We start from the raw sequence: 15187 nt of genomic DNA, 5'->3' as shown, positions 1-15187 counted from the left end.
GTTATAATTCTGTGAGAGCCTTGTGGACTCGGTAGATTTGGTTGCTTCAACCTAAAAATCCCCGTTCTATCGCCCTTGAGCAATAAAATGGGGATCTTCATATTCGTAGGACACAAGCTCGCAACGCTGGCTTAAGCTATTCCTCGATCACTGCTGGAGCCCGGAAAAACCGGGACAACACGCCGCTTGAAGGAGAACCCAGGAAGCTTGCTATAAATACAAGTCCTGTAGCAAAGGCCATAGAGCCTGAAATCGAGGTGTCCAGCCACACTGCAATATAGTAACCGGCGACTGCAGAGAGGACGCCAAAACCGGCGCTGAGCATCAGCATGACTGAAAGACGGTCTGTCCACAGATAAGCAGACGCAGCCGGAGTAATCAGCATGGCCACGACCATAATTGCGCCGACGGCATCAAATGAGGCCACCGTTGTTACCGATACAAGCGTCATGAATAGATAGTGTATCAATACGACCGGAAGTCCAAGACTGGCCGCAAGCGCCGGGTCAAACGATGTAATCTTCCATTCTTTATACAATGCAAGAATAACAGCAAGCACAATAATGAGTACGATGAACAGCATTAGCGTTGCTTGAGGAACGGCACCTATCCAAGGCAGCTCCACTGTATTCCACGGAACAAATGTAATTTCACCCATCAATGCGTGTTTTACATCCAGATGCGCATTCCCTACCTTTGTTGCAATCAGAACTACACCGACTGCGAACAATGTGGTGAAGACTACACCAATGGAAGCATCCTGGGCTACGCCGCGGGAGTGCAGGAATTGGACCAGCATGGCTGTCAGCAATCCGGCGACGATGGAGCCGATCAGCATATGACCGCCGCTCAGCTGCTTGGTGATCAGGAAGGCAACGACGATCCCCAGCAGCACACTATGGCTGATGGCATCCGCCATCATTGCCATTCGTCTAAGGATGAGGAACGTTCCAATTATTCCGCAGGTAAGGCCGACAAGTGAAGCTGTAAGCAAGATCCAGGCTGTGTAGCTCATACCGCTTTCCCCTCCTCAGGCGTATGCAGATATGCTGATTCCGCCGATTTTTTCTTTTGCGCCCGCAGGTGAAGAAGCTTCGCCAGCCAGCCTTTCTGAAAGCCAAAGACAAGCGACACAAGGAACAGAGAAGACGAAACCAGAACGATAAAGGGACCTGTCGGCCAGCCTTTCCCCAGTGTGCTGACCCATGTTCCCACGGCCCCGGCACCCCCGCCGAATACAGCGGAAATGATAAGCATCCGCTTGAAGGACTGGGTCCAGTATCGCGCACTTACCGGGGGAATAATCAGGAGAGCCGACATCAGGATGACGCCAACCGCCTGAATCCCGATGACAATAACAAGAATCAGCATGCTCATATACATCCCGTTCATCACCCGCCCGGACAAGCCCAGCCCCTTGGCAAAATCCGCATCGAACAGAAACAGCTTCCACTCCTTGAAACCGATCCATATGAACGCGATCACAATCAATGCCAGCACCAGCATGATCTTAACATCTTTACCGGTCATGGAAGCTGCCTGGCCAAATATGAAGGAATCCAGCCCGCTCTGACCCCCGCCTGCCGTCCGGTTCACAATGGACAACAGCATGATCCCAAGTCCGAAAAAGATCGACAGCACGATTCCCATCGCCGTATCCTCTTTAATTTTGGTGGACGATTGAATCCACTGGATAAAGAGAAAACCGAGCACTGCGCTTAGCGCCGCTCCGGCGATCATTGCCGGAACGCTTTTGACACCAACGATCGTAAAAGCAATCACAATTCCCGGCAAAGCCGCATGGGAAAGTGCGTCGCTCATCAGGCTTTGGCGTTTCCAGTACGCCAGACAACCGATCAAACCTGAGGCGATCCCAAGAATTAAAGTACTGAATAATACCCAGAGTGTGTTGGGTGAGATGCCGGTTATATCCATTAGGTGCCTCCGATCCAGCGAAGCGAACCTCCATAGGCACGGTACACTTGCTCTTGGGTAAACGCCTCACGGGTACTTCCGTGGGCCACAATCGTACGGTTCAGCAGCAGCACGTGGTCGAAATACTCCTCTACCGTATGTAGATCATGATGTACGACCATCACTGTTTTGCCCTGCTCCTTCAATAGCTGGAGTGTCGTCATAATCGCCTTCTCCGTCGCGGCATCTACCCCGGCCAAGGGCTCATCCAGAAAATAAAGGTCAGAATCCTGTACCAGCGCCCTGGCCAGAAACACCCGCTGCTGCTGCCCGCCGGACAGCTGGCTGATCTGGCGGTGCGCATAATCGGCCATCCCCATCTGGTCCAGAGCGTGTAATGCCTGCTGCCGGTGGCTGGCTTTCGGCCATTTCAACCACCCGACTTTGCCATACAGCCCCATCATGACTACATCCAGCGCATCCGTCGGGAAATCCCAATCCACGGAGCCCCGCTGCGGCACATAACCGATACGTGATTTCACCTTGGAGAAGGCGGAGCCGTAAAAAGATACGGTGCCCGACAGCTTGGGATGCAGGCCCAGCATCACTTTGAGCAGGGTCGATTTCCCGGCGCCATTTGGGCCGATGATCGCCGTAAGCGTGCCGGGCTGCACCTTGAAGGAAACATCGTGCAGTACTTTATTTTGCCGGTAAGAGGCATTTAAGCCTTCTACTAGAACATCGCTCATCTTAGTTCCCTCCCCCGCTGAGTGCAGTATAGATCGTTTCCACATTATGTTTATACATTCCCAGATAAGTACCCTCAGCGGTATCTGCATTGCCCATGGCATCGGAGAACAGCTCGCCGCCGAGCTTGACCTCCAGCCCCTTGCTCTTGGCTCCTTCAATCACAGCCTCTATGGATTTCGGGTTAATACTGCTTTCTACGAATACGGCAGGAATTTTGTTCTGAATCAGCAAGTCAATGGTATCGTTAATGTCAGAGACGCCAAATTCATCCTCTGTACTCAGTCCCTGCAAGCCTATTACCTCAATACCATTTGCCCGGCCAAAATAACTGAATGCATCATGCGCGGTAACCAGTGTCCGCTGGGCTTCCGGAATCTGTGCCAATTTGGCTTTTGAATCCGTATTCAGCGTGTCCAGCTCTGCGAAGTATTTCGCTTTATTGCTCTCAAAATATTCTGCATGCTCCGGAGCCAGCTTCTTGAGCTCCTCTGCTGCATTGCCAAGTGCCTGCTTCCAGAGGTCAATATCAAACCACACATGGGGGTCCGTGTCTCCCAGTTCATTTTTGAGCAGCTGGTCTTCCGGGATACTCTCAGATATCGCAACAGTCGGCCTCGTTTTGCCGATCTCTTGGAACACCTCATGCATTTGGCCCTCCAGATGCAAGCCACTGTACAGGACCAGATCCGCACCGCCCAGCTTGGCTATATCTCCTTGAGTGGCATTATACAGATGGGGATCCACACCTGGTCCCATAAGACTCTGTACCTGTACTTTATCTCCGCCAATAATCGTTATAGGCTCTGCAATCTGTGAAATGGTCGTAACCACAGCAATGGTGTCTTTGCCTGTCCCTTCTGCTGCGTTCCCGCTCTCCTTCTCATTACAGGCCGTGATTACAAGTACCACGGACAGCAATGCACCCACACCTAATTTTCTCGTTCTCTCCACCCACAGGTTCCTCATTTGTTTCTCCTCCTGGTTCAAAGAATAGTTAAGATTCATAATGTGCATTAAGGAAAATATGTTTCCCTGATGAAACTTATTTATATATATAAAAATAAAGGTATTTGTTTCTACTGTCAAACTAATTTTTACTAGGGAAAGATTTATGTAATAATAATCCACCCTGTACTCATGCGCTGCGTTACCTGAACACAACAAAAAACAGCGGCTGCCAGGGACGAGATATTGTCCTGGACTGCCACTGTTTTATTGTGATATCCTGTCCCGTCTGCTTAATCTTAGCCAGACCCTTACCCTTTTGTAATACGGTTAGCTTTAACATGTTTTAGTTGGGCCACAATAATAACGCTGATGATGACCAGCAGGAACCACGAGCTGATTTTACTGAAGCTAACCACTTGCCAGGCTTGGTACTGGTCAGGATATTTCCAGGCATTAAAGAATGTAGCTATATTTTCGGCTAACCAGATAAAAAAACCTACGATGAAAAAAGCCAGTGTCAAGGGCATTCGATATGTAACAGTCCGTACCCGGTAGATGATCCAAGTTTTCCAAAAAACAATGAGCACAAGCGCCGTTAGCCACCAGCGAAAATCAGGAATGAAATGGTGTGTGAAAAAGTTCAGATAGATCGCTCCTCCCAGTAATCCCGCAGAAGTAAGCCCCGGCCAGCCGGTCATGTCCATCTTCAGTCTACGCCATACCTGGCACATAAAACTTGCAACACTTGCATACATAAAACCGCTATAGAGCGGTACACCGAATACCTTCGTAAGCCCGGGCTCCGGGTATGACCAAGATCCCATACTCACCTTATATATTTCCAGCAACAGTCCAATACAGTGAAATATACAGATCACTTTAATCTCATCCCATGTTTCTAATCCACTGCGGTACATGAGGTACTGCACAGTAAGCAGTATGAAAAGAATGGCATCATAACGGTAAACGAAAGGCACATCTATTAAACCGGAAAGAGCTAAGGTCCCAAAGATCGCAATCGGAAAAATGCAGCTCATCGCCTGATGGTAGCCAAAATGCAGAAGTTGTGTTATTGGTTTCAATGATGTTATCTCCTCGCCGGGCAGCTTTTAGCCTTTCTTTATTAATGACCGTTTTGAATTTAACATATAATTTATCGTTTTACAATATATTTTGATTGTTTTATGATAGAACAAGCTTTCTTGAAGCTATTATATATTCTTACTTCATCCATATTTCCTTGTAGTTGATTTTGCCCCAGGCATTCATCTCGATCCCGTACAGCGACTTCTCATGCCCGACTGTCTGCACACTATGATACATAAAAAGCACACTGAACTGCCGCTTCAGCTCCGCCTCGATCCCCCGCAAAATCTGCATTCTCTGCTCCGGCTCGGCAGTTTCCAGAGCATCCCGGATTCGTCCATCGACTTTTGCCAACGTGGCAGCATCTAAATGGTTGCGGATATAACCGTTAGGAGACCGGTACATCTCAATTAATGCAATCGGGGGCTGTCCGCCCAGCACTTCGCCAACGAAGATCATATCTGCCTGCACGAGCACCCCCGCTTGCGACAGTTCCAGAATAGGCAGCACATTTATTTCCACCTTAACGCCCAGCTTGCCGCACTCCTGCCGGATCCAGCGCACATCCTCTTCATTGCTGAAGTACTCATAGGTGTATAGCTGCAAGACTTCACCGGCATAAGTAGAGGATCGCAGCAGTTCTTTGGCTGCATCCAAATCAGAGCCATTCCCATATGCGGAGTCATTCCACCCGGGATCAAAGCCTGAAGAAGTCACGGCTCTTCTCCCCTGCAGCTCCCGAATCATTTGCTTCCGGTCCAGCGCAAGATGAATAGCCTCCCGTAACCGCCTGTCCTGCACTACTCCGTCTTTAGACAAAATGAACGTTAGCAATGTACTGCCCAGCTCATATTGGTTCAATGTCCGGTCAGAATCCCCCTTGCTAAGCGCTTCAAAATACAGCAGCTGTGTTTGATCTGAAGACCTCTCCCTGCTACGCAGCTGTTCTTCGTAATTAGGCCATACCCACATTTCAATCCGGTCCAAGAAAGGCCGTCCATTAAAATAACGTTCATTGGCCTCCAGCACCAGGATAGATTCATTATTCTCAGTCATTTGAAAAGGCCCAGTGCCCACAGGCAGCCTGGCGAAGTTATGTCTCGCAGCTATCTGCTCCAAATCATTCGGGATGATCGAAAACCTTTCGGTGGCTATAAAATGCGCAAACAGCGCATTCGGCTCAGCCAGCTGGAAACAAACACTATACGTACCCCTCATCTCCACCTGCAGCACACTTTGTGCCAGGAAATCGCCGGTACTCCAGTTCCTGATACGCTCGAAGGTAAACCGCACATCCTCCGCTGTCAGCCTTTTACCATGATGGAACATCACGCCCTTGCGCAAATAAAAGGTCCAGCGGCTTTTCGTTTCGTCACACTCCCAGTGATGGGCAAGTCCAGGCTTCAAGGTCTGCTGCTGCGGATCGTATTCCACCAATGTATCAAACAACTGGCGGATCATATGTGCTTCCGTTCTCCGGACAACTGTCAGCGGATCAAGATCAGGCACGGGCCTGTAAAAGGGAAACCGCAGCACATCCTCATCACTCCGCTGTTTATGCATGCCAAACTGGTCACCAAGCCAGCTGTGGAACTGCGTATGCAGAGATTCGTCACTACTAGCCTGCAGACATTCGAAGGCTTCACGAATCCGGCCTTGCTGCGCCCGTCTGCGCGCTTTTTCAAGTATCAGCTCTTCTTTGTCCCGGAGAAGTACAAGCTGTGAAGTATTCCCCCTGCCCAGTCCCGATTTCCAGTCAATATAACCATGCTCCTTCAGCTTCTGGACGAGAAATTGCGTATTGCGGCGCGTGCAGTCAAAGATAACCGAAAGCTCATCCATCGACACGGGAAACCAGGTCTTATCCGGCTTTAACTCATATTGTTTATGCAGCGTTAAGTAATGATCTTCAATATCCATCATCGTCACTCCTCTAAAAGGCGAAATCAATAAATTCACTTTTCTATTTTACTGCCACTTTTGTAAAAGTATAATTTGAGTCATTCCATCCGTAAAGAGGAGCGTGTATGAACTAATGTCATCCAACATAACGCAAGCACAGCCGGAGATATCCATTTGGCGCAGTCCGGCTTTTATGATTTTACTTGGGACAGGTGCGATCATGGCGCTGGGGAACAAGATCTATGAGCTTGCCCTACCGCTCATTTTGTATGATCTCACGAAGTCCTCCGTGGTTATGTCGACGATGAGGGGCATTGAATTCCTGCCGAATTTGCTGCTCGCGATGTTCATTGGCGTCCTGGTAGACAGGGTAAATAAGAAAAGGTGGTCTTTAACGGCTATTCTGCTGCAGATCGTAATTCTTGCGGGGTTATACGCGGCTATCGAACTGGGGATTCATTCTCTTTGGCTGTTGTACATTGCGGGTTTTCTGCTGATGACCTTTGGGTATGCCTATTCCAACGCCCGGGTTGCCATGGTGAAGCAGTCGCTTCCCAAGTCCATGCTCACCCCGGCAAATGCTTCCTACAATTTCGTGACGACCTTTGTCGGGATCGCCGGACCCGTATTAAGCGGCTTATTGCTCATCCTACCCAATCTCCATGTATCTCTGCTGATTACGGCGGTTGCTTTCACCATGGCCTTCATTACACTTTCCTGTATTCGAACCCATGAAGAGACCGCATCGCCTTCTTCGAAGCGAGACGGCTTCTGGAAAGAGCTGTATGCAGGCTGGATTGAATTACGCACCAACCGGTTATTATGGACGATGACGATCGCCGTTATATTTCTGAACAGCACTTCCGGGATGGTGGATACGACAATTATTTTTTTCGCAAAGGATGAACTGAAGCTCGGGAATGCGCTACTTGGCCTCGTTTTCTCGGCCGCTGGAATCGGAGGACTGGCAGGAAGCCTGCTGATCGGTAAATTGCGGGGGTATTTCACAGTTGGTCAGCTGATTACGTTATCCAGTTTATGCGTCGGGTTGACGAGTACCATCTTTTATTGGTCGCATTCTGCTTATGTACTTGCCTTCGGTCTGTTTCTATACGGTTTGTTTGAGACGATAAGCACGGTAAGCATCTGGACGTTCCGCCAGGAGACAACCCCTTATCAGCTAATTGGCCGGGTCAGCGGAATTACGGGATCAATCTTCAAGCTGGGGATGCCCTTCGCCATTATAGCGTCGGGCTGGATCTCTGAGCTTTCGGGTCCACGCACGGTGTTCCTGATTACAACAGGCATAAATATGCTTATATTCGCAGGTTGTCTGTTTAGCCCATTATGGAAACATCGCGGGGCGGTAAAGGGATAAATCAGCATCATTTCACGCAAAAAACAATTTCAGTACCTGTCTCTTTGTTCTTGAAGGGTCCGATGTATTCCTTAAATTTTAGTTCCACACCCGAAATATTGTCGGGTAATGGCGGGGAGATCACATAATTATAAGCGGCACGCCCCGTTGAGCTACCGCCATCTGACATTCGGCAGTCATAAGCTTCACCCAACTCAAGCTCAAAATGTTTGTGGTGCTTATAGGAATGTCTGATCAGATCATCTACAGTAACATCCCAATCTATATTGAAGGTAATTACGCTGGCATTGCTATATTGCCGCATGGAAGTGAGTGTGTAGAAATACTCACCCTGCTCAATAGACTGAAGCACGGGAATATGTTGTCTGAATCCGGAAGGCTCAATCAACGGTTTAAAATGCTCTTCACTTAACAAGGATCCGAATATCGCTTTTAAAAAATCCTCGTAGAGTTCGAAGTCCGCCGCCCATTTAGAAATTTGCTCTAAGGGCGGAAACCCCGGATTATTGCCGGAGATATCTTTCCGCTGCTTGATTAGCTCACAGATTTTCTCGTCAATATCCATGATCCGTGTATCATAATGTTCAGTTGGACGTTCAAAGGGCATCCGTTTCATCGTTAGCCTCCTTTTTTTATAGAACAAACACTGACACCGATTCAAAATACAGCAGCCGTTTCTCATCCTCATAAATATCGGGAGGAAGCGACAAATACTCTTCAGTAAGCAGATCCGCTTCGCTAAGGGCATCGGACCGCCATAACGTCAGACCCAGCTGCGGAAAAGTATAGGTGCATCCGGTTTCCGCAGGATTCCGTTCATAGGGAGATAATTGATCCACAATAACTGCCAGCTTCTCAGCCATGGTAGCAAATAGATCAATCCCGGCAAAACTGCAGGTCCACTCTTCCCCAGGATTGGCGATTTCGATGAATACCGCCGATCCTGCGTCGTTATATTCAACTTTATAAAATAACGGAAATTCCGCTGCGGCTTTCGCGATCTCCGTCTCGGTCATTCCAAGTTGCAGCGGGCCAATGGATTGCCCTGGCAGTACAGGGATTAGCCGGGAACCGGACTCCATTGAACCTGCACTCTGCGTGTAAGGAAGTACTGTATGCTCTGCTTGCTCAGCATCACTAATTAGCGGTATAACAGATTCCTGTGGCTCTGGAGCAGACAAACCGTATTTGTCCATCAGGCGAAGTTTATCCTTGCTGCTTATCTCTACCTCGCAGGTTTGATTGCTTTGTTCCAGCGTTATGTATTCTGCGGCTTCTCTGAAGCTGCTTAGGTAACCTGACCCTACCGCTGCGCATAATGCCGCACCCACTGCCGCTTCTTCCTGTGAGTCACTCAGACTAAAAGGAATCCTGAACGCCGACCGGACTTTGTCACATAATACTGTGTTGGCACGCAGTGCATTACCGGAGCCAACTATATAATCGAAGGTTTTGCCGGTTTTCATTCCAAGAGCTGTGTAGAATGCATGCAGCTCGTCAACCATCCCCTCCAGAAAGGCATGGGCAAGATTGCCGGGTGCGAAATTGTCCAGAGAAATACCTTCTATGCTGCCGCGTGTCTCAGGATTCGTTCGGGTTCCGAGAAACTGCGAGTGTACCGTAAGCCCCTGGCTACCCGCCGGATTATCCTGCAACAGCCGATCCATTATACTGTAAACCTCTTCCGCTGGTTCTCCGGAATAAGCTTCGATGATTTGCCGGTAAAAATGCTCTAAAAGAGCGTACGATTCACCTCCACTGAGTGCAGCACCTACCATGAGTACCCCACCTCCGGGATAAGGCCGCATTTCCATTCCGTCAACTTGCTCCATACCCTCCGGCAGCAGCACCGACAACTGGCTGCCTGTACCCATGTTCAGCAGCAGCGATTGGTCAGGAGCCGGGACACTTCCAAGAAAGCTTGCCTGATTATCTCCGAGCGAGGTGTATACAGGAATTCCGTGAGACGTGAGTCCTACTATCGTTCCTGAGGGTACAACCGGTGGCAGCACCTTCGGATCAATTCCTGCCTCAGCAAGGGCTGTCCGGTCAAAATCATTTAGAAGTAAGCTGTAGCAGCCAATCGCAGCAGCTTGTGTTGCGTCGATTCTTGGCACATTATACCCTGCTAACCTTAATGCCACATAATCGGCAATCGTACAGAAGCTGGAGGTATCATTCGGAACAAGATCATGCAACAGGTTATAATAGTGTGTTGCCAGCCCGTAGCCTGGAGCGACCGGGTAGCCGGTCGATTCACTCAGCTTCTGCGCATAAGAAAGCGAAGCCTCGCAAGGAAGCCCCCCTCTGCCATCTTGCCAAGTATAGAGCGGACTTACATGTTGCCCGCTTCTATTTATATATAGGATGCCGTGCATTTGTCCGGTCAAACCTATCCCGCACACCTCCGGTTCCCAAGATATCAGCTGCTCCAGAATCTCTTCCACTTGCAGGAGAATTTTTTCAGGGTCCTGCAGCCTTTCCCATTCTGCCGTGCCCGTAGGGGGATTTCCTCCCTCATCCGAAATGGTATGAAGCACAGTTCTTTGCTCCAGATCATACACCAATCCAGAAATTGATGTCGTTCCAATATCCAGCCCGATATACTTCACAATCGCTCTCTTCCTTCCACGTAGACTATCATAATTATTTCCAGAATAACTTGAATCTCCACCACTTAGCTGACGCTTGAAGGGGTGGATTCTTGCGAACAGAGGAGCAGCCTCCTTTTATGGGCAAGCGATCCCTGCGTTCCCGCAGTTCTACGTTTTATTTTTATAGGTAATAGCTATACCGCTACCTCTTTGATATTATGAGCCGAATTTTCATCCCGATCATGGTGTGTTCCGCAAGCTACACATGTCCATTCTCGAATCGAGAGGTTCTTCACTTCGGGATGGATCATGCCGCATACGTGGCACTGCTGACTGGTCGGCTCGAAGGTGTCGGCAACCCGGAGGGTTCGTCCATACCAGGATGCTTTATACGTCAGTTGACGCACCCATTCGCCCCAGGACGCATCAGCGATGGACTTGGAGAGTTTGGGATTTTGAATCATATTCGCCACACGCAGATGTTCGATGCTGATCGTTTGGCACTCACGGATCAGCTTCGTTGTCATCTTGTGGAGAAAATCGTTCCGGGAATTTGCAATGTGTTCGTGAATACGAGCAATGTGTTGCTTGGCTTTCTTCCAGTTGGAGCCCCCTGGTGTGCGTCTCGCCAAACGCCGCTGCCACAGCGCAAGCTTTTTCTCGTATTGACGGTAAAACCTGGGGTTGGCAAAATGCTCGCCGTTGGAGCACACAGCGTATTCCTTAAGCCCCAAGTCAATGCCGATATGTGCATCTGCTTGTGGGAGTGGGGTCTTTTCGACCTCACAAACCAGGGAGACAAAATACTTATCGCTGGCGTTTTGCCGTACCGTAGCGGACAGTATACGACCCTCCAGCTTCCGAGAGTTGGCGAAACGCATCCAGCCGAGCTTGGGAAGCTTCAACCGGTTGCCTTCAATGGCGATATTTCCGTTCGTGAATTTCGTGGTGTAGCTTTGTACTGGATGCTTCCGGCTTTTGAAGCGAGGCGCTTGATTTTGCTTTTTGAAAAAGCGGTCAAAGCTATCTGCCACATGCCGAACGGCGGACTGTAAAGCAATACTATCGACTTCTTTGAGCCAGCCATATTGTGTTTTTAGGACGGGGAGCTGTGTCGCACAGGTCTGATAGGACAACCCTTTGCCTGTCCCGGCATAGGTTTGGTTCCACTCTTCCAGGAAATGATTGAACACAAAGCAGCAGCAGCCAAACATTCGACGAATGAGTTGCTGTTGCTCGGTATTTGGGTAGATGCGGTATTTATACGCTTGATGAACGATCATGTGCGACACCCCCTTTTGTAGTGTTTTTTTACAGTATAGCACATATGTTCGCTGAATAATTGAAAACCGCCGATTCATCTCCGCCTATAGAGGTCGGAGTCTTTTCGGCTTTTGAAGATAAACCTAAGGAAGTGATCCACAGGTACAGCACAGTGATTCTGCATAAACTGGATACCTTTAAAAGATACTAGCGGTTGGAAGATATTCGCGACACTGGAGGAATTCAGATGAGACTTCAGGACAAAGTAGCTGTGGTTACGGGTGCAGCTTCAGGAATGGGTAAGGCAATCGCCATTCTTTATGCAAAAGAAGGTGCAAAGGTCGTGGTTTCAGACATTCACGAAGAAACTGCCCAAGGAACTGTGGACGAAATCAAGTCAGCCGGAGGCCAGGCTATTGCAGTAAAGGCGAATGTAGCGTCCGAAGCAGATCTTCAGAATTTGATAGATACTACAGTGAATACCTATGGCACATTGGATATTCTGGTGAACAATGCCGGAATTATGGATAATTTCGAACCGGCCGGAGATATTGAAGATGACAAATGGGACCGTGTCTTCGCTATCAATACGCACTCCGTGATGCTCTCAACGCGCAAAGCTCTCCCCTTCTTTCTTGAGAAACAAAAAGGGGTAATCATCAACGTCGCCTCGGCCGGCGGATTAAACGGTGCCCGGGCCGGTGCTACCTATACTGCTTCTAAACATGCCGTTGTTGGTTTCACCAAGAATACAGGCTTCATGTATGCCCAGCAGGGAATCCGCTGCAATGCCATTGCACCGGGCGCAGTTGAGACTAATATTGGCTCTACAATGACAAACATTAATCAATTTGGTATGGGGCGTACCCAGCCGGGACTGGCCCTGAACCCGCGGGTCGGCAAACCGGAAGAAATTGCTCAAGTGGCACTGTTTCTTGCTTCCGATGAATCCAGTTTCGTGAACGGAACCGTCATCGTAGCAGATGGCGGCTGGACGGCTTATTAAACATCGCGAATAGACATGCCAAAAACCCACCTATGCTGAAATGCTGAGATAGGTGGGTTTTTGGCATACAGATGATATTTTACTCCATCTCACTTAGCATCCGCTCGAAGGTTTAGATTTAGGAAAAGATCTTTTCACAATTCATTCAAGGAGTATTCTCTTTCTACTTTACAGATTCTTGTGATGTAATTTTTGTACCAATCCGTTTTTCCTTTTTCCTGTGCCAATCCATGTGCTTCGTTTGCTTTCCAATTTTTAATGGCATCCAAGGATTCCCAGTAAGAGATCGTTACCCCGAAACCAAGCGAATCCCGGACACTTTCCGCACCCAAAAAACCTGGTTGTTTGGACACCAATGTTACCATATTCTCTGCCATGCTATCGTATCCATGATCTCCTTCGGTACGTTGACTTGAGAAGATAACCGCATAATACGGCGGTTGTGGTGTTTTAGCAAAATTACTCATTATTTTCATCTCCTTCTCTTTACGCTACTTAAGTAGGCCGTCTATCATGCTTCCAGCCTTTTCCTGTTGTTTTGCCTACGGATGCCATCAGAACAGAGAGATGACTGCTCCCGTCGATACCCAGATATTCATTCATGTTTTTGTCAAACCAGTGGCCTATGGTGGCTACCCCCAACCCCAACCCGTTCCCGACAGTATGAAGATTCTGTGAGACATGGCCTGCATCCCACCATATGTACCGATATGCCCGTTCGTTGTACTTGTCTTCCGTGCGTCCAACCATAGCGGTCCAAACAAAGTTAACGGCAGCCCGGCGGGTCATCTCCTGCTCCTCCGTAAACAGATAGGCAACCTGCGCTACATCCTCCAGTTTTAACCCTTCCAAGGTCCAGCGCTCTACATCCAGGTGATACAGTCCTTTTTCCAACCCTACCACGTTATTCACCAGCAAATAAGTTTCAATCGGATAAAGTGCTCCTGCGGAAGGCGTTGTCCGAAGTTGATACCCCTCCATATTTGCAGTAATTCCCTGTGTTCCCCAGAGCAATAGGTTTAATTCGTTCAATGAAAGTGGCACGTTGGTGAAATTACGCTTGGTACGGCGGTTGTTCAGCAGTTCCCACAGGGCTGGAGCGTCCGGAAAATCCGGATTTCCCAATGGGATATGCACAATAGCGTCTTCATACCGCAAATACGTAGGCGGAGCTTTAGAAAAGTCATACTTCGCCGCCCAACCTTTTTCCAAATCACCGACAGCGTAAGAGGTTGCCTGGATAAAATCATTACAGATGCTTTTCCACTCAGGATGCATGAATATTCCTCCCTTTTTACAGTTAATTCACTGCTCACAAGGTAGATTATACGACGCAGTATACCATTAGTGAAATTATGCTTTATTATATATTTAATAAGTATTTACTAATGTCAAAGGAGAAAACATGACACTTACGCAGCTACAAGTTCTAATTGCAGTATCGGAGCACAAAAATTTTACCAGAGCGGCTGATGCCTTGGGGTTTACGCAGTCGGCGGTATCGCAAATGATCAATAGTCTGGAAAAGGAATTGGGAATCTTGTTGTTTCACCGCAACCGGCGCGGCATCTCCACGAGCTACATCGGTGAACGGATGATTCAGCATGCCCGGGAAATTTTGCGTATTACATCATGTATGAGAGAGGAATCCTCTGCTTCCCTGGGATTGGAAGCGGGAACGCTTCGCATCGGCGTCATTCCCAGCGTATCCGCTAAGGTGCTTCCCGGTATAATCGGTTCGTTCCGGGAGTTGTTTCCTCAGATTGATATTGTCTTGTTTGAGGGGAGTTACGAAGAGATTCACAGCTGGATCTCCGGCTCCGTAGTAGATGTCGGCTTTACCACCACGCCTGACAAAGAGCTACAGACGTTTCCGTTGCTTCAGGATCAAATGAAGGTGTTTGTTTCAAACGATAGTCCGCTGAAAGACGAACCGTTTCTCACTTTCGATCAACTGAGGGGCAAATGCTTTATTATGGTTAAAGACTACGGCATCCAAAAACTGTTACAGGAGCATGGCAATGTACCGAATGTCACCTTCGAGGTGAGGGATCCGGCCACAATCCTCTCCATGGTGCAGGAAAGGGTCGGGGTCACTATCCTGCCCGAACTGTATATGCCCGAGGTATTGCCAAAAGTGACGGCTGTTCCCCTTCGACCAGCTATAATACGCGAGGTCGTACTTGCCGTACGTGACTTTCAGTACGTTTCTCCGGTGACCGCAGAGTTTATTGTACACAGTCAAAATTATATGAAGAAACTGGAAACAACTGGACTCTGAGAGATCAAGTCCTTCCTGGCATCATAAGGAACACACTTTTTACAGAAATTTCAGGAGTACATCAC

14 protein-coding genes are annotated in these 15187 nt (G+C 48.6%); 3 read left to right on the top strand and 11 right to left on the bottom strand.

Annotated features, from left to right (window positions below; all coding sequences use genetic code 11):
- Positions 1-136: 136 nt before the first annotated feature.
- From NST07_RS16050 to NST07_RS16025, 6 genes are all read right to left on the bottom strand, one after another.
- Positions 137-1015, bottom strand: coding sequence for a metal ABC transporter permease (locus NST07_RS16050; protein ID WP_341093032.1), 879 nt, complete (start codon positions 1013-1015; stop codon positions 137-139).
- Positions 1012-1935 carry a metal ABC transporter permease gene (locus tag NST07_RS16045; RefSeq protein WP_341093030.1) on the bottom strand — a complete coding sequence of 308 codons (924 nt, stop codon included), beginning with the start codon at positions 1933-1935 and terminating at the stop codon, positions 1012-1014. Before NST07_RS16045 ends, NST07_RS16050 begins: the two co-directional genes overlap by 4 nt.
- Positions 1935-2663: a metal ABC transporter ATP-binding protein gene (locus NST07_RS16040; RefSeq protein ID WP_076109367.1), complete on the bottom strand. Its 729-nt coding sequence runs from the start codon at positions 2661-2663 to the stop codon at positions 1935-1937. Before NST07_RS16040 ends, NST07_RS16045 begins: the two co-directional genes overlap by 1 nt.
- 1 nt (position 2664) lies before the next feature.
- Positions 2665-3630 carry a zinc ABC transporter substrate-binding protein gene (locus tag NST07_RS16035; protein WP_341093028.1) on the bottom strand — a complete coding sequence of 322 codons (966 nt, stop codon included), beginning with the start codon at positions 3628-3630 and terminating at the stop codon, positions 2665-2667.
- 290 nt (positions 3631-3920) lie between these two features.
- The gene (locus NST07_RS16030) at positions 3921-4694 is read right to left on the bottom strand and encodes a DUF817 domain-containing protein (RefSeq protein WP_341093026.1); all 774 of its coding nucleotides are present in this window, start codon (positions 4692-4694) and stop codon (positions 3921-3923) included.
- Positions 4695-4833: 139 nt separating this feature from the next.
- Entirely contained in the window at positions 4834-6618 is a 1785-nt protein-coding gene (locus NST07_RS16025; protein WP_342481857.1) for an ABC transporter substrate-binding protein, read from the bottom strand.
- Between the two features lie 115 nt (positions 6619-6733).
- Here NST07_RS16025 and NST07_RS16020 point away from each other — a divergent pair, with 115 nt between their 5' ends.
- Positions 6734-7978: an MFS transporter gene (locus NST07_RS16020; protein WP_341093023.1), complete on the top strand. Its 1245-nt coding sequence runs from the start codon at positions 6734-6736 to the stop codon at positions 7976-7978.
- A 7-nt stretch (positions 7979-7985) separates the two neighbouring features.
- On the opposite strand, the gene NST07_RS16015 is transcribed toward NST07_RS16020, so the two are convergent.
- From NST07_RS16015 to tnpB, 3 genes are all read right to left on the bottom strand, one after another.
- Positions 7986-8543, bottom strand: coding sequence for a hypothetical protein (locus NST07_RS16015; protein WP_342481856.1), 558 nt, complete (start codon positions 8541-8543; stop codon positions 7986-7988).
- A 67-nt stretch (positions 8544-8610) separates the two neighbouring features.
- A complete protein-coding gene (locus tag NST07_RS16010) occupies positions 8611-10590 on the bottom strand; it encodes an FGGY family carbohydrate kinase (protein ID WP_341093020.1) in 1980 nt (659 codons plus the stop codon).
- Positions 10591-10766: 176 nt separating this feature from the next.
- The gene (gene tnpB, locus NST07_RS16005) at positions 10767-11855 is read right to left on the bottom strand and encodes an IS200/IS605 family element RNA-guided endonuclease TnpB (RefSeq protein WP_341093018.1); all 1089 of its coding nucleotides are present in this window, start codon (positions 11853-11855) and stop codon (positions 10767-10769) included.
- A 227-nt stretch (positions 11856-12082) separates the two neighbouring features.
- Here tnpB and NST07_RS16000 point away from each other — a divergent pair, with 227 nt between their 5' ends.
- A complete protein-coding gene (locus NST07_RS16000; protein ID WP_341093016.1) occupies positions 12083-12841 on the top strand; it encodes an SDR family oxidoreductase in 759 nt (252 codons plus the stop codon).
- Between the two features lie 134 nt (positions 12842-12975).
- Here NST07_RS16000 and NST07_RS15995 read toward each other — a convergent pair whose 3' ends face one another.
- A complete protein-coding gene (locus NST07_RS15995; RefSeq protein ID WP_341093014.1) occupies positions 12976-13308 on the bottom strand; it encodes an antibiotic biosynthesis monooxygenase in 333 nt (110 codons plus the stop codon).
- 28 nt (positions 13309-13336) lie between these two features.
- Positions 13337-14119 (bottom strand): SagB/ThcOx family dehydrogenase, encoded by a 783-nt coding sequence (locus NST07_RS15990; RefSeq protein ID WP_341093012.1) that lies wholly within the window; start codon positions 14117-14119, stop codon positions 13337-13339.
- 127 nt (positions 14120-14246) lie between these two features.
- Between NST07_RS15990 and NST07_RS15985 the strand changes: the two genes are divergently transcribed.
- On the top strand, positions 14247-15122 hold the full coding sequence (locus NST07_RS15985; RefSeq protein ID WP_341093009.1) for a LysR family transcriptional regulator: 876 nt from the start codon (positions 14247-14249) through the stop codon (positions 15120-15122).
- Positions 15123-15187 lie beyond the last annotated feature (65 nt).

It is taken from the genome of Paenibacillus sp. FSL L8-0340, from assembly GCF_038593145.1.
GTDB lineage: Bacteria > Bacillota > Bacilli > Paenibacillales > Paenibacillaceae > Paenibacillus_AQ.
This window is presented reverse-complemented; position numbering and strand designations above follow the sequence as displayed.